The 20,411-nt window shown below is 38.8% G+C and carries 19 protein-coding genes; 10 read left to right on the top strand and 9 right to left on the bottom strand.

From position 1 onward, the window contains the following. Positions 1-79: 79 nt before the first annotated feature. Together AY606_RS07900 and aceI are read right to left on the bottom strand one after the other, a co-directional pair. On the bottom strand, positions 80-607 hold the full coding sequence (locus AY606_RS07900) for a hypothetical protein (RefSeq protein ID WP_067866864.1): 528 nt from the start codon (positions 605-607) through the stop codon (positions 80-82). 264 nt (positions 608-871) lie between these two features. After that, positions 872-1,300, bottom strand: coding sequence for a chlorhexidine efflux PACE transporter AceI (gene aceI, locus AY606_RS07895; protein WP_067866862.1), 429 nt, complete (start codon positions 1,298-1,300; stop codon positions 872-874). A gap of 84 nt (positions 1,301-1,384) precedes the next feature. Here aceI and aceR point away from each other — a divergent pair, with 84 nt between their 5' ends. From aceR to AY606_RS07875, 4 genes are all read left to right on the top strand, one after another. Continuing rightward, the gene (gene aceR, locus AY606_RS07890; protein WP_067866860.1) at positions 1,385-2,275 is read left to right on the top strand and encodes an HTH-type transcriptional regulator AceR; all 891 of its coding nucleotides are present in this window, start codon (positions 1,385-1,387) and stop codon (positions 2,273-2,275) included. A gap of 86 nt (positions 2,276-2,361) precedes the next feature. After that, positions 2,362-3,351 carry a transaldolase gene (gene tal, locus AY606_RS07885; protein ID WP_067866858.1) on the top strand — a complete coding sequence of 330 codons (990 nt, stop codon included), beginning with the start codon at positions 2,362-2,364 and terminating at the stop codon, positions 3,349-3,351. A gap of 83 nt (positions 3,352-3,434) precedes the next feature. Further along, positions 3,435-4,085, top strand: a complete 651-nt coding sequence (leuE, locus tag AY606_RS07880) for a leucine efflux protein LeuE (RefSeq protein WP_067866856.1) — start codon at positions 3,435-3,437, stop codon at positions 4,083-4,085. Positions 4,086-4,219: 134 nt separating this feature from the next. Then, complete coding sequence (locus tag AY606_RS07875) at positions 4,220-5,401, top strand: benzoate/H(+) symporter BenE family transporter (protein ID WP_067866855.1); 1,182 nt, start codon at positions 4,220-4,222, stop codon at positions 5,399-5,401. Between the two features lie 130 nt (positions 5,402-5,531). Here the strand turns inward: AY606_RS07875 and AY606_RS07870 are convergent, their stop codons facing one another. Together AY606_RS07870 and AY606_RS07865 are read right to left on the bottom strand one after the other, a co-directional pair. Then, positions 5,532-5,876, bottom strand: a complete 345-nt coding sequence (locus AY606_RS07870) for a DMT family transporter (protein WP_067866853.1) — start codon at positions 5,874-5,876, stop codon at positions 5,532-5,534. Positions 5,877-5,967: 91 nt separating this feature from the next. Then, positions 5,968-6,975: an alpha/beta hydrolase gene (locus tag AY606_RS07865; protein WP_067866851.1), complete on the bottom strand. Its 1,008-nt coding sequence runs from the start codon at positions 6,973-6,975 to the stop codon at positions 5,968-5,970. A gap of 272 nt (positions 6,976-7,247) precedes the next feature. Between AY606_RS07865 and AY606_RS07860 the strand changes: the two genes are divergently transcribed. Then, complete coding sequence (locus AY606_RS07860; protein ID WP_067866849.1) at positions 7,248-7,691, top strand: universal stress protein; 444 nt, start codon at positions 7,248-7,250, stop codon at positions 7,689-7,691. Positions 7,692-7,823: 132 nt separating this feature from the next. Continuing rightward, positions 7,824-8,267 (top strand): universal stress protein, encoded by a 444-nt coding sequence (locus tag AY606_RS07855; RefSeq protein ID WP_067866847.1) that lies wholly within the window; start codon positions 7,824-7,826, stop codon positions 8,265-8,267. A 373-nt stretch (positions 8,268-8,640) separates the two neighbouring features. On the opposite strand, the gene AY606_RS07850 is transcribed toward AY606_RS07855, so the two are convergent. Further along, positions 8,641-8,853 carry a hypothetical protein gene (locus AY606_RS07850; RefSeq protein WP_067866845.1) on the bottom strand — a complete coding sequence of 71 codons (213 nt, stop codon included), beginning with the start codon at positions 8,851-8,853 and terminating at the stop codon, positions 8,641-8,643. A 299-nt stretch (positions 8,854-9,152) separates the two neighbouring features. Then, complete coding sequence (gene pepN / locus AY606_RS07845; protein ID WP_067866843.1) at positions 9,153-11,759, bottom strand: aminopeptidase N; 2,607 nt, start codon at positions 11,757-11,759, stop codon at positions 9,153-9,155. Positions 11,760-12,181: 422 nt separating this feature from the next. Between pepN and AY606_RS07840 the strand changes: the two genes are divergently transcribed. From AY606_RS07840 to AY606_RS07825, 4 genes are all read left to right on the top strand, one after another. Beyond that, positions 12,182-12,445, top strand: a complete 264-nt coding sequence (locus AY606_RS07840; RefSeq protein WP_067866841.1) for a hypothetical protein — start codon at positions 12,182-12,184, stop codon at positions 12,443-12,445. A gap of 231 nt (positions 12,446-12,676) precedes the next feature. Next, the gene (locus AY606_RS07835) at positions 12,677-13,840 is read left to right on the top strand and encodes a hypothetical protein (protein WP_067866838.1); all 1,164 of its coding nucleotides are present in this window, start codon (positions 12,677-12,679) and stop codon (positions 13,838-13,840) included. Positions 13,841-13,910: 70 nt separating this feature from the next. Next, entirely contained in the window at positions 13,911-14,732 is an 822-nt protein-coding gene (gene thiM / locus AY606_RS07830; protein ID WP_067866836.1) for a hydroxyethylthiazole kinase, read from the top strand. An 87-nt stretch (positions 14,733-14,819) separates the two neighbouring features. Then, complete coding sequence (locus tag AY606_RS07825) at positions 14,820-15,698, top strand: LysR substrate-binding domain-containing protein (protein ID WP_067866834.1); 879 nt, start codon at positions 14,820-14,822, stop codon at positions 15,696-15,698. A 32-nt stretch (positions 15,699-15,730) separates the two neighbouring features. On the opposite strand, the gene AY606_RS07820 is transcribed toward AY606_RS07825, so the two are convergent. From AY606_RS07820 to AY606_RS07810, 3 genes are all read right to left on the bottom strand, one after another. Next, complete coding sequence (locus AY606_RS07820) at positions 15,731-17,482, bottom strand: FAD-dependent monooxygenase (protein ID WP_067866832.1); 1,752 nt, start codon at positions 17,480-17,482, stop codon at positions 15,731-15,733. A gap of 294 nt (positions 17,483-17,776) precedes the next feature. Next, positions 17,777-18,007, bottom strand: a complete 231-nt coding sequence (locus AY606_RS07815; protein WP_067866830.1) for a hypothetical protein — start codon at positions 18,005-18,007, stop codon at positions 17,777-17,779. Between the two features lie 297 nt (positions 18,008-18,304). Further along, positions 18,305-19,831 (bottom strand): TerC family protein, encoded by a 1,527-nt coding sequence (locus tag AY606_RS07810; RefSeq protein ID WP_067866828.1) that lies wholly within the window; start codon positions 19,829-19,831, stop codon positions 18,305-18,307. Positions 19,832-20,411 lie beyond the last annotated feature (580 nt).

Raw genomic sequence — 20,411 nt, 5'->3', positions numbered from 1 at the left:
TTAGCTCTCTAAACAAAAAGCCCTCGTAAGTTAAACTTCCGAGGGCTTTTAAATTTTATAAATGAAGAGAATTTAAAGCTTATCGTGTAGCACGATCCCAAGCTTCCTTAACTGCAATTCTTGCTTCATTCCACGTTAAACGTGACAATCCTTTGGCATGATCCCATTTAAGTTTCAACTCACTTTCCACATCTTCAAAACGCGTACTTGAGTCATAATGAGGACGGTTTTCATAACCAATTCGATAAGCGTTTTCATAATCTCGCTCATAATCTAAGTCTGAATAGGTGGTCAGTGTTTCAGCATAGTAAGGAGTGGTATGCGCCGTTTCTCGCCAATAGGCTTCTTCTTCGGTAGGATTAACTGCTTCCGCAGCACCTTTACCTGCTAAACCGCCGACCACAGCCCCGACAGCACCACCGACTATTGCGCCAACTGGGCCACCCATTGCACCAACTGCGGCTCCAGCCACTGCACCTCCGGCTGCGCCCACACCAGTTCCTACTGGATGTGCACCTGGCTCACCTGTAATTGGATCTGCATTCAAATCATCTCGAGCATCTTTAGGAAGGTTTTTTATAACGTCACGATCAAAATTATCATTCATTTTCGTATTATCCTTTTATCATGCTTTTAAATTAAATTTAAAATAAGTTTTAACTATGCACTTTTCTCATATTTAAGCAGTGCAAAATTTAATATAGAGGAGATGAGGCCGCTTTTATGCTTCAAAATGTCAGTTTTAGGTTAATGTATGTACAGCAGTTTTATATCAAAAAAAAATTACTCTCTCTAAAAGACCACACATAGTCAGTTTTTAATTTTATTTAAACAGCCGAATTATTGGGTGAAACAATGCTCAATTTATATCTTATGTTTGCTCAAGCCGCTTAAGTGTTAGATGATTTTCAATCGCGTCATAACCCCATTGAAAGATAAAGGTATACACCAAAATACACAGGGTCATACTTAAATCAAGCAGAATGGCCTGCCCAATGCTCATCTCCAGAGCATAAGCAACCATTGGAATGGTGGCTAACATTAAGCCGCCTTCAAAACCAATCGCGTGCAGAATACGCACACCTACCGTTCTTTTTAGATGACGTTTGGCTTCAAACTTTTCAAAGAAATGGTTAAAGATCATATTCCAAAACACTGAAGTAACCGCCATTGCAACACCCAGTGTTCCAGTCACTTCCATCGACATATCAAAAATAAAGCTTAAGGCAATCGCAATGATGACCAATAAGATGATCTCATAGCTCAGTGCATGGACAATCCTTCTTTTGGAAATCAACATTTTTCTACTCATTCATTTGGATAAATGCATTCTATTTTGATATTATTGATTAATCGAATTAGATTCTTTCAAAAGTTTTGATAGATGAATATTAACCAAGAACAACTGATTATTTTTAAGACCGTCATCGAAAGCGGTTCATTTTCTGCTGCTGCCAGAAAGCTGGGAAAAGTTCCTTCTGCGGTGAGCATGTCTATTGCCAATTTAGAAATAGATCTGAATTTATCGTTATTTCAACGTGTTGGCCGCGAACCCGTTCCCACACCGCAGGCATTGACCTTGTATGAAAAAACTGAACAACTCTTAATCGAAATCAATCAATGGAAACAGCATGCTTTTGCCTTAAGTGGAGGCTTAGAATCAAGCTTGAATATTGTGGTGGTCTCTGAACTGTTACACATACAATGGACTGATTATATTTCACTGATCGAAAAACAATTTCCCGAACTGCAAATCAATATTTTTTCAGCACCACAAGAAGATGCTTTAAAAATGCTGCTTAATCAAACGGCTCAATTGGCACTGATGTTTGAACGTGAACAACTGGAAAGTCGTGAACAGTTTGTCGAACTTAAACGTGAGGCCTTGGTTCCTGTAGCCGCAATTGACTCTGACATAGCTGCCTTTGAACAAGTCAGGTATGAGCAAATTTTGCAAAGCCGGCAAATTGTGGTGGCCAGCCGTGACCGAACCATTAAGCCTGAACTGTTATTTTCCAAAAAATATTGGCGTACAGACAACAATCATTCTGCTTGCGCCATGATTGTAGAAGGTCTGGGTTGGGGAGTTTTACCTCTGGAAATGTTAAATCAAAATTCCCACATCAAGCAGCAGCTTAAAATTCTTAACTTTTTAGATTTCAGTCCTAAATTTGAATATTTTGTCGATTTGGTTTGGAGTCGAGAAAGTCAGCTGGGTGCTGCTGCTCATTTTTTGATTAATCACATTAGAAATTCGCGTAAAAACACAAAATAGACAGGGCTTATACATGCTTTTTACTTGGGTTAAAAGCAGATTGTGATATAACAAATATACGGGAAATAACTTTAAGAACTAGACCAATGACTCAATCAGCCTTAAACCAATTAAAAAGCCTAACCACCATTGTTGCCGATAGTAGTGACCTTTCCGCTATTGAAAAATACCGTCCACTGGATGCAACAACCAATCCTTCCCTCATTACGGCTGCGGCAAATCAACCTGAAAATAAGGAATTAATTGAAGCTGCCTTTGAACAAGCCAAATCTGAAGGTTATAGCGGTGATCTTTTAGTTGAACGCACGATTGATATACTCACGGTCAAGTTTGGTGTTGAAATTCTTAAACTCATTGAAGGTCGTGTTTCAACCGAAGTTGATGCCTCTTTGTCTTATGATACAGATGAAACTGTTGCTAAAGCCAAAGAACTGCTTGCACTGTATAAAGCCTATGGCATTGATCAAAACCGTATCTTAATTAAAATTGCTTCGACTTGGGAAGGCATTCAAGCTGCTAAAATTTTAGAAGCTGAAGGTATTCACTGCAACCTCACTTTATTGTTTGGCTTGCATCAAGCTCAAGCCTGTGCTGAAGCCAATGTGACGCTGATTTCACCTTTTGTCGGTCGTATTTTAGATTGGTACAAGAAAGCGGAAAATGTAGATCACTACCCGATTGATAAAGATCCCGGTGTACTTTCAGTGAAGCAGATTTACCATTTCTACAAACAGCACTGTATTAAAACGGAAATTATGGGAGCAAGCTTCCGAAGCGTTGATCAAGTTCTAGGATTAGCCGGTTGTGACCTGCTTACAGTATCGCCTAACCTTTTGGCAGAACTTGAACAGGATCAACGTGAAGTCGTTCCCCAGCTTTCAAATAATCACGCACAAGCCCATTGTCAGCGTATTGTTACGCCTTTAACCAAAGAAACCTTCAAGCAACAACTTGAACATGACTTGATGTCTTCGCAGCTTTTACAGAGCGGCATTGACGGCTTTATTAAAGCCCGTGATCAATTAAGTACATTACTTCGCCAGTCTTTTGGCTTAGATGCTGAAATACAAGCTTAAAATACGAATATTGCACCATCAAAAAGCCGATTTTGTTATAGTAAACAGGTCGGCTTTTTTGATTGTTTGAGAGTGTATTTATTGTGTTCGGGATAACCGATCTTAGTACCTATATTATTGGTACAACCTTAATTGTGTTATTGCCGGGACCGAATTCTTTATACGTGATGTCCATCGCTTCGCGTTTTGGCATTAAAGCCGGCTATAAAAGTGCATTTGGTGTTTATACCGGTGACCTCATTTTAATTTTACTCACCGCACTTGGAGCAGCTTCATTGCTGCACGCTTTCCCGTGGATATTTATCTTACTCAAAATTATTGGTGCATTTTATCTCAGCTATTTGGGCATCAAATTGCTCATAGCCGCCTATCACACATGGAATACTGTTCACTCACAGAAAGAAATTGCAGTCGCAGAAAAAAATATTGAGCAATTGCAGCCATTTAAAACTGCACTCACTATTAGTATTTTAAACCCCAAAGCAATTCTGTTTTATTTATCTTTCTTCGTTCAGTTTGTTGATCCTGCTTATCCATACCCAGCAATTACCTTTACTGCACTTGCGGTCGTGTTACAGATCATTAGTATGAGTTATTTAACTATCCTGATTTTTTCAGGCGCAAAACTCGCGACCTATTTTTCTCAGCGTTATAAAGTGACTGCATCCTGTGTGGCTGCTGTTGGAATTTTATTTTGCGGTTTCGGGTTTAAGCTTGCGACAACGACTTTATAAATTCTGCTCGCTGTTAAATAATTAAACTGATAGCAGCGCTATTTATTATTTTAATTATGCCTTTGCGCTTAAAAATGAAAGGCGTATGATTATTACGCTTTTCAACCGTTATAAAATGATGATGCAAAGGATTTATGCAAAAATTTCTTCAAGATTTTTCTATTCCTGCTGTATTTGCAGGTTTCATTACCTTTCTGATTGGTATCAGTGTTTCTGCGGTTTTGGTAATTCAAGCTGCGCAAATATTAGGTGCAACTCCTGAACAAATCACCTCCTGGTTTTGGGCCTTAGGTTTAGGGATTGGACTCTCAGGTTTAATTCTCTCCTGGAAATTTAAATATCCAGTTGCGACCTCTTGGTCGACTGCTGGGCTTGCGCTGATTTTGGCAACGGGTAGCGGCTACAGCTTATATGAAGCCATTGGTGCATTTTTTATCTGCGGGTTACTCACCGCAATTTTAGGTTTTTCAGGCATTTTTCAGAAAGTCTTGTCCTATATTCCGCAAAGCTTGACCAGTGCCATGCTTACCGGGGTATTACTCAAATTTGGCATCGCACTTTTTGCCAGCATGCAAAATGATTGGGGCTTTATTCTTTCACTTTTGGCCGTTTACATTCTATCAAAACGACTGTCACCCCGTTATAGCATCGTGATTACCGTGATTGGCGGACTGATCCTTTGTCCCATGTTTATGCAGTTTCACACTCCGGTTTTACAATGGAGCGTAGCTAAACCGGTATGGATAACGCCTGTATTCACTTGGTCAGCTATTTTAGGATTAGCCCTGCCCTTATTTGTAATCAACATGGCATCTCAATATTTACCTGGAATTGCCATGATCAAAAGCTATGGCTATCAACCACATGTCAACCACCTTATTGGCTGGACCGGGGTTGCTCAAACCCTATTTGCACCTTTTGGTTGCTATAGTGTCAATATTGCTGCCATCAGTGCTGCAGTCAGTTTAGATGATCAAGTGCATCCAGATCCCAAAAAGCGCTATATTGCAGGAATAAGCTGTGGCTTTTTTTATATTGTGATGGGCATTTTCGCGGCAACGCTTACCAGCTTACTCATGTCATTTCCACACATTTTTATTGTGGCTCTTGCGGGAATTGCTTTATTTGGCACGATCAGTCATAACATTGCCATCGCTTTCCAAGATGTCAATGAACGAGAAGCGGCTTTAATGACCTTCTTATTCAGCGCTTCAGGAATACAGTTCTTTGGGATTGGTTCAGCATTCTGGGGATTATTATTTGGCTTTGCGGTGTCAATCGTATTGAAGTTTAAAACGCGATCATCCCTCAAATAATGTATGTCTTTTTTACTTATATCCCTTTATAGGGATATAAGTTATTTTATCTATTTATATTTTCCCTCCACATTGCGTTATTTGATCGCCTGATTGTTTTTTAATAGAAGTCATTTTATAACTTATAAAATTAATGACCTACTGATTTAGAAAAAACATTCATCACAATAACGCCTGCAACAATCATGGCAATCCCAATCACCGCAGCTAAATCCAGACTTTGCCGGAAGATAAAAAAACCAATTAAAGCGGTCAAAATAATACCCACGCCTCCCCATATGGCATAAGCAATGCCCAAAGGAATCGTTTTAATCACTTGAGATAATAAATAAAACGAAATGACATAAAAGATAAAAACGAAAAGGCTTGGACCCAATTTAGTAAAACCTTCAGATTTCACTAAAAAAGTTGAGCCTGCCACTTCTGAAATAATTGCTAAGGCAAGTAAAGCATAGGCAATGAAAACAGGATTCATATCCGCCTCCTCAAAATATACTCAGCAAAGAGTAAGTCATATATTTTAATAAAATTTGTCTTTAATTTTTCAACTAAAATAGCCTCTAGCCTCACTTAAAAACTGCAGGACTATATTTTTGAATAAATTGAATCGTCTGTTGAAATGTCTGCTGACTGGCTTTTTTACTCATCATGAATTGATATTCATGGACTAGAAATTCTTTGGAGTTGGGATAAAATACTTCGGTAACAGGTATGTTCTGATTCATCAAAGCTTTTACAAAAGGTACAGATTGTGTCGGGGTTAAAAAGTCTTTATTCCCGCCACTAATCAATACGGGTGGATAATTCGCTGTTAAATATTGAATTGGAGATATACTTTTTAAAAATTCAGCATCATCTTTCTTATTACCCGTATAGGCTTGAACCAAGTTAAATACGCCCCACTCGATTAATTTCAATTCATCTGACGCAGTATTAATAAAAGCATTCATATCGTAAATACCGCAATGTAAAATCAAGCCCTTAATCTGATCACGGTGAATCAACGGCGTAATACCCGACTGCTGCGCAAAATCTGGATGACTGATTAAAGCTGCATAATGACTGACTAGATTCGCACCTGCAGAATCACCCGCCAAATATAATTGATTGGCATTAATATGATATTCCTGCGAATACTCGGTTATAAATTTTAATGCCTGATTAATTTGTAGTAACTGAGTGGGATAAATCACTTTCGGTGCAAACTGATATTGCACTGAAACCACGTTATAGCCCTCGTTAGCTAAAAGTTTAAAGTAGCCACGCGCATGTTCTTTAGAACCTGAAACCCAGCCACCGCCATGAACCCAAACTACGGTTGGACGTGGTTCAAGTTGCATCACATTTTTGGGCTGATAAACATCCAAAGTTAATGAGGGTTGCTGCATATACATAATATTTTTCTGCACCAAAACCTCTTGGGGTGCATATTTATCAATCATTTTTTTTTGCACATTAGTGGAAGCATTAAAAACACTCGCAATCACCTTGGTACTACTTTGTGTATTCTGGCAACCACTGCTGTTTAAAACAGCAATTAACCCCAAAGTTAAACCCAAAAATTTTGAATACACAGCCTTCCCTTATTGAATTTATTTCGTTCGCTATTCATTGCAGACGATAATATTTTTGAGCATTTTAATACCTGTTTAAACATTTAGAAATATTTATAGCAATGTTTAGTTTTCAACTCGGAATTAAATGCAAAACAGAACACATTTATATCTATGATTTTTAGATAATTTAATGAATTTCAAATCATTTTTCACAGTCTAAATTGATCATTCAAAGACAATGTGCTATCTATAATTAATAGCTACATAATAAACTTACAGGAACAAGTCTTATGCCTTATCAAAATATTTTAGTCCCAGTTGACGGTTCCCCTATTTCATTGTCTGCAGTGCAGAAAGCAGCTCAGATTGCCCAAGCTTTTGGCGGCCAATTAACATTAATCAGTTTAGTTACTGAAGACCCGTTTTCTGATGCAGACTTTTACTATCCCTCTCCCATTATGAAAGAGTATTTCGTACAAGCCTATACCAATGCTGAAAATTCATTGAAACAAGCTCAAGCCATTGCCAGTGAAAATGGTGTCACTGCCAACATTCAGGTGGTTAAAGGCAATGTCTCTGAAGAAGGAGTTATTGAAACTGCAGAAAAATTAAAAACTGATTTGATTGTTATGGGTTCACATGGCCGTAAAGGTTTTCAAAAGTTCTTGCTGGGGAGCTTTGCTCAAGACGTTTTAAAAGGAACAAAACTTCCTGTTTTAATTGTTAAAGAATAACTATTGATTAATAAATCCTGCAGTCTGATGTCGGGTTTATTTGGCTATTCAAATGAACCTCTCATTTTTCATAATGACTGAGCATCACCATTAAAAAATTTCCAAATCAGCTATATCCATAAGGATAAATTCATGACTTATAAACATATTTTAGTTCCGGTAGATGAATCTCCTATTTCTTATGCAGCGGTTGAACAAGCATTATCTTTAGCCCAAGCCCTTCATTGCCAAGTCACGATTACCAGTGTGATTGCTGTAGATCCATTTATCGGGGTGGACTTTTATAAAGTTGCACCTGCAATTACAGATTACTTTATGCAGGCTGAAAAGAATGCACAGTTACGTTTAACTGAAATCAAGCAATCCTTCATTCGAGATAACATTGATGTAGATACCAAAATCATTCGCGGTGTCTCACCTGCTGAAGGAATTATTCATGTGGCCGATGAAGTCGGTGCGGATTTAATTATTATGGGTTCACATGGTCGCACAGGATTCAAAAAACTAGTGCTGGGAAGTGTGGCACAAGCTGTATTGACCCAATCGCCTATTCCTGTACTGATTATCAAAGTTTAACCATAAAAAAGTCCCTAGATTTAGGGACTTTTATTTGACCGATAACACAACGATTTATCCTTTAGATCCATAGCTCTAAGCATTTTCATCCACAGCCTCTGGAACAGTTTTTATCTGGATTATGATTACCATCGTTCTTTTGACATACGGATAAAGCCATTACCAAGCTTAGACTGAGGCTTACTGTGCATATCGTTTTAATCATAATCATCCCTTATATGTCTTCTAGTACGTGTCTAACTATAAAAAATCATAAATTGACTCATAGTGATCAGTAAACCGTTTATTCAGATGTGTATCACCAAGACTTATCCTAACTAAAAACTCTTATTGAATAAGTTTAAGCTGTAACATTAATAATGATATACAGTAATTATTTGGAAATGTGTTGGTGCAACGTTTGTAGATAAATTTCGGCTTCAATTTTACTGTCAAAATTTTTTTGATAGGTTCCCATCGCCTGAACATTATTCGGTGTATATTCAATTACTACAACAAAATGTCCATCGCTGCTACTTTTTGAAACTCGAATTGCAATAATATGTAGGGAGTTTAAATAAAAACCATCTTCAATTTTAACTAACAAAACCCACCTCCAGTCTAAATAATAAAATGACAGGCTTAATCCAATGACAGTCTGCTAAATAATAAAAGCCCATCTTAAGATGAGCTTTAATGCCCCTATTTTACGACATTAATGTGATTTAATCGACACTTTAAAAATAATCATTCTATAGAAAATATGTCTGATTCTTTTATCTTTTTAAGGTAGGCAATCTAAACACCGGATCATTTATTCTTCAGCAACATTACATTCATAATAAAAAAGCCTTTGCTCGGTTTTAATCAAGAAAAGGCTTTTCTAGTCATTTAATGATGGCTAAGTTAGATACTCAACATACCATTTAAAGTTTCCACCACATTTTTAGATTTCACTTGCGGTTTTAAAGCTTCTAGTGCAGTTTTTACTTCTGTACGTTGTGGCTCAGCCAAGGTGTACCAGCGCGAAAGCACTTGCAGTAATCGTGAACCCACAATCGGGTTTTTCTCATCCAGATATTTAGCCAGATCAATATAGTGCTGAACACCAAAACTCCAGGTATTTACCGGATTGGCATTTAACCCCCCACTCACTGAACGAATCCGGTTTGGCGTACCCAAATCATAATCCGGATGTGAAGTTAGGTATTTGATGGTTTCTACAGTTGCTTTAGGATGTGCTGCTTGAAGCATAAACCATTGATCTAAAGACAAGGCTTCATCTTCAAAGCGGTTATAAAAGTCTGCCAACACTTCTTCAGCCTGTGGTGCATCATTCCAGACCAAGACTTTAAGCGCACCTAAGCGTTCAGACATATTCCCAGTGTGATACTGCTCATAAGCCAGATCGAAGGCAGAGGCATCACCCTGACGCGCAATCATACTGAGCATGATATTTCTGAGTGCACGAACACCCATCGCTTGAGAGAATTCACTTTGATTGTCTGGATCTAACTCCAAGTAAGTCTCTTTACAGAATGCACCGAGGTCACGAGCCAGTGTGTCTAGCAAAGCATTACGCTGTTCCTGGATTTTGGCAGGCTGATAATCTGTGTCAATGCGGCTGCCCAAATAACCTTCGGTCGGCACATCAAACAAGCGTGAAGCCAACAGTGGATCTTTTTGAATAACTTCAGGCAAAGTGTTTTTCATGGCTTGAATATAAATATCAGATTCATGGCCTTCCAGTAAAATACGTTCCAATAAGGTTTGGGTGGCTTGCCATTGGTTGAAACCATTGGTTTCATATTGCATCAAGAAAGCCAATGCTTCATCTGAATAGTTGAATTCAAGATTGACCGGAGCCGAGAAATTACGCAGCAATGAAACCACAGGTTTTGCAGTTATACCGCTAAATTCAATGGTTGCCTCACTTTGATCAAATAAATACATGCCATCTTTCACGCCACTTTCAAACAGTGCTTCAGATTGCAGCGTATATTGCTCACCTGTTTCTGCATCAAAAAGTGCTAAAGCAACAGGAATCGGCACAGCTTTCAGGTTGGGATATTTGGCATTTGCTTTTAAACTTTGTTTAAAGCTTAAACGGTAGGTTTGTTTTGCCGCATCGTACTCGCCTTTGGCTTCCAGTTTAGGCGTACCCGGCTGATTGTACCAAATCAGGAATGCAGATAAATCGACACCCGACCCAGCAGTCAATGATGAAACCCAATCTTCAACAGTTACTGCCTGACCATCATGACGGCGGAAGTATTCATCTGTGCCTTGACGAAATTTTTCTTTACCCAGCAAGGTTGCCATCATGCGGTTAATTTCTGCACCTTTTTCATACACAGTCGCAGTATAAAAGTTATTAATTTCTACAAAATGATCTGGACGTGGCGGATGCGATAACGGACCTGAATCTTCAGGGAACTGGTGTGCTTTCAATACGGCAACATCATCAATACGTTGTACCGCAGCAGACTGTAAATCTTCCGAGAAAGACTGATCACGGAAAACAGTCAAACCTTCTTTCAAGCACAGTTGGAACCAGTCACGGCAAGTAATCCGGTTACCCGTCCAGTTATGGAAATATTCATGCGCAATCACAGACTGTACGCGCATGATGGCGGCATCGGTAGTGAATTCTTCATCTGCAAGGACACATGAAGTATTGAAAATGTTTAAGCCTTTATTTTCCATGGCACCCATATTGAATGCACTGGTTGCCACAATCATGTAGTTGTCCAAGTCATACGGACGACCATAATGTTCTTCATCCCATTGCATGGAATGTTTTAGCGCTTCCATGGCAATATGACATTTTGGAATATCTTTTTCTACCGCATAAATTTCGAGTGCGACGTTACGACCTTCTGAAGTTACATATGAATCTTTCAGAACTGCCAAATCACCAATTACGCAAGCAAACAAATAGCTGGGTTTTTTGGTCGGATCTTGCCATATCGTATAGTGACGACCTTCACCTGCCTCACCCGCTTCCATCAAATTGCCGTTGGCTAAAAGTACCGGGAATTTTTTATCGGCTTCTACACGTGTGGTAAAGACAGACAGGACATCTGGACGGTCAGGATAGAACGTGATTTTACGGAAACCTTCGGGTTCATTTTGGGTGACAAATAAATCATCGCCAGCTTGGTACAAACCTTCAAGTTGTGTGTTGCTTTCAGGATGAATGATGACTTCTGTTTCAAGAATGACTTCATTGGGTGCATCAGCAATCACCAACTGGTCAGCATTTAGCGTGTAGTCTGCTTCGGTCAATTGCTTGCCATTCAAAGTAATAGATTTTAATTCCAGATCACGACCCAGCAGTACCAAATCCCCTGCGGTCTGGCGTTTCATCACCAAGGTTGCGTTGACATCGGTACGATCTGTATAAACCTGAATATCCAGATTGATTGAATCAACCAAAAAAGAAGGTTTTTTATAGTCTTTTAAATAAACAGTTTGGTCTGCTTCAACCACTGGGTTTGCCGCGATATTCATATAATGTCCTAATCCTGTCGTTCTTAAGCCAAGACTTTATTGTTGTGAAATACTTCGATCATACGACAACTTTCACAATCTGTCTGTGCGATTGATTTGAGTTATATATGGGCATGTTGCTCTCACTTTTCAATTCATGCCCTGAACATGAATACAATTAAAAGTTCAGTTGATTACTTAACATACGTGTGGTTAAAAAATGATACGCAATAACTCCAACACCTTTTCAGCAATATAAATAGAAAATAACGCGATTAGACTGTCTATTTCCATTATTTAAAGCTTGCGTCAGCGACTTTAAAATTACTTAACTCAAAATGACAGATATTTTCAAGATGACTACATTTTGAGCACGTTTTTTGCTTGAATATATTTGTGCAAAGCGCACTATAAAATTAAATCAAAATTAAAAGAGGTGTCCCATGTATCTAAAAGACCATATAGTCCGGGTGGAAAACATCAAAACCATGCAAACACTCGATGCTGCCGGAATCGATCACAAAGTGATTGCGATGTTTATGAGCTGTGAAGGTATTCCGATGCAATCGCCCGATATTTGCGCAATTTTGAACAATTACGATTCATTAGGCAGCAAAAAAATTTCCTCTAAAAAGGTTCAGGCTTTAATTAATGCAAAACAATTAGGTCAGGAAGACGAGTCATTACCTTGCCCTGCTTCTTATTAATTAAAGAATTTAAATCCCTCATCTATTCTCTGTTCTGATGAAGATGGAAAATTGGCTTTGCCATCTTCATCAATATGAACCATAAATGCTTAGGCTATTTTAAAGCGCAAAGTTCAGTTATATTTACCTGCATGGATTTATTGCTGATTCAGCGCCATTCAATCACGTTACAATATAAGAGATGTGTATAATCATTTAAATGATTAACCAGACTTGTGATTGACTCTTTCTATGCTCCTTCAGATTCTGCAAAAACAGTTAGATGAAAGTACATCATGCCCTTTGTGTCAGGCATCCATGTTCTGGATTGAAGCAGAACAGTACGATCAGGCACTTAATTTTCATGAATGTAGTCACTGTCAGCATCGTGTCTTTCAAGATGGACGCACCAACTGTCATTGTGACAAATGTTTAATCAATCGAAAAAAAATGCTCACCGAAACGCGTCTTCAAGAGCAGCGCAAAATCAAATCAAAAAATAAAGATAATGTTGAATATCGACTCGATCAAATCAGTTTTCTGAATAAATTATTTTTACTGAGTATTTTGGATAATCAGGTTCAGGAACATACCACGCATCATGAATATATTGACTGGGAAAGTATTAAATTTCACTCCATTACCCCGAATTATTTATTTCAAAATTATCTGGTCAAGCAACTGGTGAAAGAACAAATCCTGATTGCCAAGGATTTTGCTTCCGAGGCACATCATTACTACGTCAATGTTCGTTTGGATGGTTATTCTGAACCCAGTCTGTTTAGCATTACCCAGCAACTTCGAAACTGGTTTTATGAAAATTTAACCATGGGTGTGCCTTTTAAGAATGCAGATGAAGTGAAAAATGTGCTTTATTTAGTGCTGTATCAGGAAATTATTCAGTTTGCTCAGTTTTATTGCCGTACTTGGGGCATTCAAATTGCCGGAAATAATAGTTTTCAAACCTTTTGCTATCGCCTGATGGATTCATTGGCTGTGGGGCAAATTTATTATCTGGTACAAACGGCTTTGGAATATTTACATCAACAAAAAGCTTTGCAAACCCGTAATGAAAACTTTATTAACACCAACTTGTTAAAGAAAACTTTACAGCAATATCGTGAACGGGCCGTGACAGAAAAATGGGAAACATCAACCCTGCCACGTCCTCACAATATTCCTTTTAGCAAGATGAGCGAAATCCTGTTTTTCCGCTTTCTGGGCTATGATGAAAGTATTTTTTTCCAGCCGATTTGGCGGATATGGAAAAAGATTGAACCCCGCTTAAGCTTCTATTCACAAAAACGCTGTATGTATTGCGGTTCTAACGAGCTGACTGTCGATTATGATGCTGAAAATTATGTGACCTTATGTTGTCGAACCTGTAAGCATCAAGACCACTATTTTACCCAGTAAAATTTCACCCCATGGACAGTAAACCCTACGTCTAGTCTATCCAATCCTATATAACTTAAGGAATTATCTTATGGATCAAACTTCAACATTAATCGAACAAATTGTTGAAGCATGGACTCAGCTGCAAACGGAGCAGCCTTTGGTGCAATGTATTACCAATAGCGTTGCCGCCAATTATGCAGCCAATGTTTTGCTAGCTGCCGGTGCTTCTCCTGCCATGATTGATAATCCATTCGAAGCCGAAAGTTTTACCACTATTTCTGCAGCCCTTAGCATTAATCTGGGCACACCGATCCCTGAGCAAATGCAGGCCATGCAAATTTCTGCACAAACGGCGCAGCGTACCAACACTCCTTGGGTGCTCGATCCCGTGGGTTATGGTCCTATTTTAAAATGGCGCTCGGATATGGTGGATAAGTTACTGCAATATCATCCCAGCGTGATTCGTGGTAATGCTTCAGAAATCAGTACTCTTGCAGGCAATCAGGTATTGTCCAAAGGTGTGGATAGTACGCTGGAAAGTGCCGATGTGTACACCCATGCCAAAGTCCTGCTAGCACATGCTGAATGCATTGCTATTTCAGGTGAATCTGATTTTATTTTAAGCAAAGAACTGGATGCGGTAATTCAAGTCCATGGCGGCTCTTATTTACAACCGAAAGTCACTGCGACAGGCTGTGCGCTCGGTGCTTTAATCGCGGCTTACTGTGCAGTAACCACACCGACGATTGCCACCATTGCGGCACATACCCATTTTGCCATTGCAGGAAAGTTGGCCTTTGAAAAAGCACAAAAGATAGGTCAGTTTAATGTTGCATTCATGGATTATATTCACAGTTTAAATCCAGATTTAATTCAGCAATATGCCGATATCAAAATCCTTGAAATCTAAAACATCTTTATATCCAAATAAATGATTCAGCATAGATTTTAATTTTTGAGCTATTGGGTAAAATCGTTTTAAGCAGGAAAATACTCAATGGAACTTAGACATTTACGTTACTTTGTAGCGCTGGCTGAAGAACTCAATTTTACCCGTGCCGCAGAAAAACTCTGTACCGTGCAACCTTCCCTCAGTCAGCAAATTAAAGATTTAGAGGAAGAAGTGGGTGTACAACTGATTGATCGCAGTGCTCGAAAAATAGCGTTGACTTTAGAGGGTCAAGGTTTTTTAAAATATGCGCTGGAATCGATTAAATACGCGGAACTTGCCATCGCTCATGCACGTCAAATCGCCAATCAAGGTCAACAACAGCTGTTTATTGGCGTATTGCACGTTGCAGAAATGACCATTATTCCCCAAGTCATTCAAAGGGTTCGCGCTCAATTCCCGAAAGTCGACCTTAAAATTAGAAGTTTATCCTGTAGCGAACAGATTCAAGCATTGAAAAACTCCGAACTGGATTTGATTTTTAGTCGCATCTGTATTGATGATCCGGTTTATAGCAGCAGCATGCTGTTTGAAGAAAAATTATTATTTGTTGCCCATCAGAACTATATTGCCAACCGTAAGATTCAAGACTTAAGACAAATTCAAAATGATGACTTTATTGTCTGCGACCCGCTGTTTTCTCCAGTTTTCTATCAGCAAATTCATGAATTCACTGAAAAAGAACACTTAAAACTGCAATATAAATACCAAGTCACCAATGCCCTGCAGCATATCAATCTCATCAATATGGGTTTGGGTTGGAGTTTTATTCCTGAATATGCACGGCAATTGCTCAACCCCAATGTACAGTCAATTGAACTGAAACAGGACTTGCCCACCTTACCGCTCTATGCCAGTTATCGAACAGATGCTGAAAATCCGGTTTTGCAATTTACCGCAAAAATCATTCAGCAATCTGTTCAATAACAGCAAGTTTCAAACTAACTTAAAAACCCGAATTAAGTGACTTTATACTGCATTTGTTCTAGCACCTGCGTTAATTTCTGCAGGGCGACCGCATCATCATATAAAGCTTGCTGATGACGCCATGCCACATAACCATCGGGGCGAACCAGCAACATGCCGGCTTCAGCAATTTCACAAGTTTTTTGCCAGATACCGTAAACATCTTTCACGTCTTGCCCAATGGTCACGACATTCATATAAGGCAGGTCTAATTGCTCGGCTGCCTGTTTCCAAGCAGTACCGGATAAACCAGTCACCAAAGTTAATTTTCCATTTCCCACAATATCCAGTGTTGAAACCTTTTGACCATTCTTGGTATCAATTAACCAGCAATGTGGAATTTTCGCTCCTGGGCGCGATGTTGCCTGTAAATATAATTGTGGATCAGCTTGCCATTGTTCCTCACATTCATCATCTAAAACTACAGCAACCGACTGGTAGCGCTGATTCAACTCCACACCTTGCGCATTAAACTCAAAGTTTTTAATCTCTAAGGCATGATTTAACTGAGTACGTAATTCAGCTGCATTTGCGGTTGGTGCATTCAATCGGTCTAACAATTGTTGTGTGGTGGTAATCCCCTGATCAAAACCAAAAACATCTTTAAGATACTTATAATCCATCCTAGACTGGTTGGCACGTGCCACAATTTGCTGCCCGACTGGCAGACGCTCATTACTATAAGAGCTCAATAAATCTGCTTTCGCCCAATCTTTAATGACGAAAGCCAGTTTCCATGCCAAGTTAAACGCATCTTGAATGCAGGTATTTGAACCTAAACCACTCGATGGTGGATGACGATGCACGGCATCACCGCCACAAAAAACCCGTCCCACTGAATAATGCTGGGCAAAAGCTTGATTCACATACCATGCCGATACATTTTGAACTTCAATATCAACATCATCCGTCCCAATAAAGGTATGAATACGCTGAATGATCTGTTCCTGCGTGTATTGTGGTTCGCCTTGAGCAATATCGAAGCCCCAACCAGCCACCCAGTCATTCCATGGAGAAATGGCACGCAGCAAGCCCATACCAATTTCGCCAAAACCTGCGGCAGGATTGACAATCCAATGCAAAATACTCGGACGATGTTGCACATACTGAGTTAAATCCGCTTTGAAACGTACATAGGTTGTACCCGCACGTGCCATATGACCCTCAATCGGAAGGCCAATTTTTTCAACAATTTTAGAGCGCGCCCCGTCCATTCCTACCAGGTACTTGGCACGAACTGAATATTTACGATTTTCCATTCGGTCTAAGAACCAGACCAGAACCCCATCATCATCTTGTTCATGATCTAAATATTCGGTGTTGTAAAATAGATTTGCACCACGCGCAACTGCATGTTTCACCAGCAGTGCTTCCATTTCAGGTTGTACCAAATCGAATAACGGCGAAGGGCTGCCCTTTACATAGTCGCCATGGCGCAAATCACCCGTTCCCCACGCCTGAATACGGGCAATTTCCTCGCCAATCAGACTGGTGGTGATCATGCTTTCTCCCATGTGTTGCCATGGAGTCGCCCTACTTTTAGCTTCTTCTTCTAAATCAAATTCACGCAATACTTCAACTGCGCGCTGGTTGGTAATATGTGCACGAGGAGAGTTCGCCAAACCATTAAACTGGGTATAAAAACGGACTGAAATCCCATAAGTCGCTAAGGCTAAAGCAGTGGTTGCTCCGGCTGGGCCAGTCCCAATCACCACAACATCCGTATCAAAAGGCTGATTTGACATCACATTTCCTTATTCAATTCACTTAAATATGCACATCCAAACGATTGGATTTGCTTTTATTGAACTATAAGGAAAATACTGAAATTATTTTAGAAGTATCAAAACTAACTATGGCAATATCAGTCTGAGCTATAGAAACTCAAATTGAACTTTTATCTTGAATCTTTGTTATAAAAATCAATCTGCTTCTTTACACACTTTTTCTTGCGAAAATTCAGAAACCAGAATGTAGAACATTCTTACATTAAGCTCATGAATAATAAAATTTAATATATATGCCGTTCTAACCATAGATTAAGTATTGCTTAAGCATTGAATATCCGCAGGTGTTGTTTGCGGCATTCCACTTGAATGGATAAAGATACCTTTACTGCGCTTTTGCAGCTCATTTTTACACTGCTGAATAATATCTAAAACCTGTAAATATTCTTGAGGAGTCTGTTTACATTTACGTGGAAAAAATCCTGTGAACAAGTTGCAAAAAGCATATAAATCTTGGGCTGTATCACTGTAGGCATAAACCATAAAGGAATCGTCGGATATCGGATTCGATAATTGATTGAGACCCCAATGGCAGTACTAAGGCCTCTATTGCTTTTACCATAAGCTGACAAAATATCCACCCTGGAGCTTAATACAAAAATTGGTTTATTTTGCAGCCAGGATAGCATCACCTCACAATTCAACTTATTTTCAATCTATAAAAAGATAGATTAAAATGATAAAAAACCCAACAGCACCTGTCTATTGGGTTTTTAAAAGAGTTAAAAAGGAAACTATTCAAAATACTGATTATTTCTTTCGAGTATCTTCAATTACCTTCTAGCGACGCACAATTGAAATAGATTTAATTCGATTATCATCCAGTTCAGTCACCTCAAAGTGCACACCCTGATACTCAAGCTGAGTACCCACGTTCACTTCTCCATGAGTTTTATCTAGAATCAGACCTGCAAGACTGATATAGCCTGCATCCTCTTCAACTAAATCTATCATGCCCAACTCTAATTCAAGCTGATACACATCCAGCATGCCGGATGCCTTCCAAGTATGGTCATCAATTTTCACTAAATCGAGCTGTTCATCCGCATCGGGGAATTCTCCGGCAATGGCTTCAAACACATCGAGTGGAGAAATCAAACCTTGAACATTACCAAATTCATCACTGACTAAAACCAATGAGCCTTTAGAAGTACGTAAGGTATTAATCGCATCAATCACTTTCATTTTTTCAAAAATATAGATCGGACGATGGCGTTTGATTAAAGCTTTAAGTTGTTCATCATCTTCCAGTACATCTAGAAGCTCTTTGGCACGAACCACACTCAAGACCTTATCCAAGCTGCCGCGACAAACTGGAAATAAGCTATGCGGTACAGCGAGCACCTGTTCACGAATTTGTTCAGGCGCATCATCAAGGTCTACCCAAGAAATTTGATTTCGTGGGGTCATGATTGAAGCGACTGACCTCTCTGCCAGAGTTAATACCCCACCAATCATATAACGTTCTTCATCGGCAAAAGCTTCTTGAGCTTCAAAGTGCTGAGCGCTGTCAGTGACAGTTTCCATTTTTCCGCCCATCAATCTCAAGATGGAATCCGCAGTACGGTGGCGCAATGGAATCTTTGATTCATGCTTTGTAGTATTACGCTGAGTAAACTGATTGAAAGCTTCAATCACAATCGCAACGCCAATACCTGAGTAGATATAGCCTTTTGGAATATGGAAACCAAAACCTTCGGCAATCAAACTAATACCAATTAATAGTAAGAAGCTTAGACAAAGAATAATTACGGTCGGATGACGATTTACAAAATCAGTTAATGGTTTGGAAGCAAGTAACATTACAGCCATAGCCACAATCATCGCTACCATCATTACATAGATGTTGTCGACCATACCAATGGCGGTAATGACTGAATCTAAAGAAAATACAGCATCCAACACTACAATTTGCGCTACAACTGCTGTAAAACTTGCATAAACAACATTCGTTGTAATTTTAACTTCAGGTTTCCCTTCCATTCTTTCATGCAATTCGCTTACTGCTTTATACAATAGGAACAAACCACCAAATAAAAGAATGAGATCTCGACCTGAGAAAGTCCAATCAAAGACTGTAATAAGCGGTTTAGTCAAGGTGACTAACCAAGAGATGGCAAACAATAAACCCAAACGCATGAATAAAGCGAGGGAAAGACCCATTACACGTGCTTTATCACGTTGTTCTGGAGGAAGTTTTTCTGCCAAAATGGCAATAAAGACTAGGTTATCAATACCTAAAACGATTTCTAATACAATCAGGGTAAGTAAACCCACCCAAATTCCAGGATCTAATAAAAACTCCATTAGTTTATATCTCCGATTCCCTGAATTTGGTTAAAAATAAACGTAGATCTGCACGGCGACGGATCCATAAATATGCCCTGTTCAACAATAGATAAATTAATTATGCACAATCTACAAAATTTGTAATTAATTTTTTATATTTTTAATCATAAAAATACCAATCTGTATAAAACACACATCTATTTTGTGACTTATTTCATCTATTCGTCTGATTTTTTGATTTTCATATCAAATATGCAAACCCGTTTGCATGATTAAAAAAATTAAATATTACAATATAAGTTATTGTTTTTATGAAATTTAACATAATATTTAATTGATAAAATTTCGTTTTATTAGACTTATGAAGCCACTATCAGAAATTTTTTGTTAAAAAGATCAGTTTTCAAAACTATTTTTTTCACTAGAATGAAATACAGCCAAGATTGTTCAATTTCAATAATCGATAGCCAAACTTAGATGCATAAGTCCCTAATCCAATCAGAATACTTACAGGATTATTTACTATGACAAATGAAAAAGCATTAACCTTCAATAACACGTCGAAAACCATTGCTAATACTAACTATGAACATGGTTA

Source organism: Acinetobacter sp. SFB, from assembly GCF_001647545.1.
Taxonomy (GTDB): Bacteria; Pseudomonadota; Gammaproteobacteria; order Pseudomonadales; family Moraxellaceae; genus Acinetobacter.
Note: the sequence above shows the minus strand (reverse complement) of the source record. Positions and strands in the feature narration are given on the sequence as shown.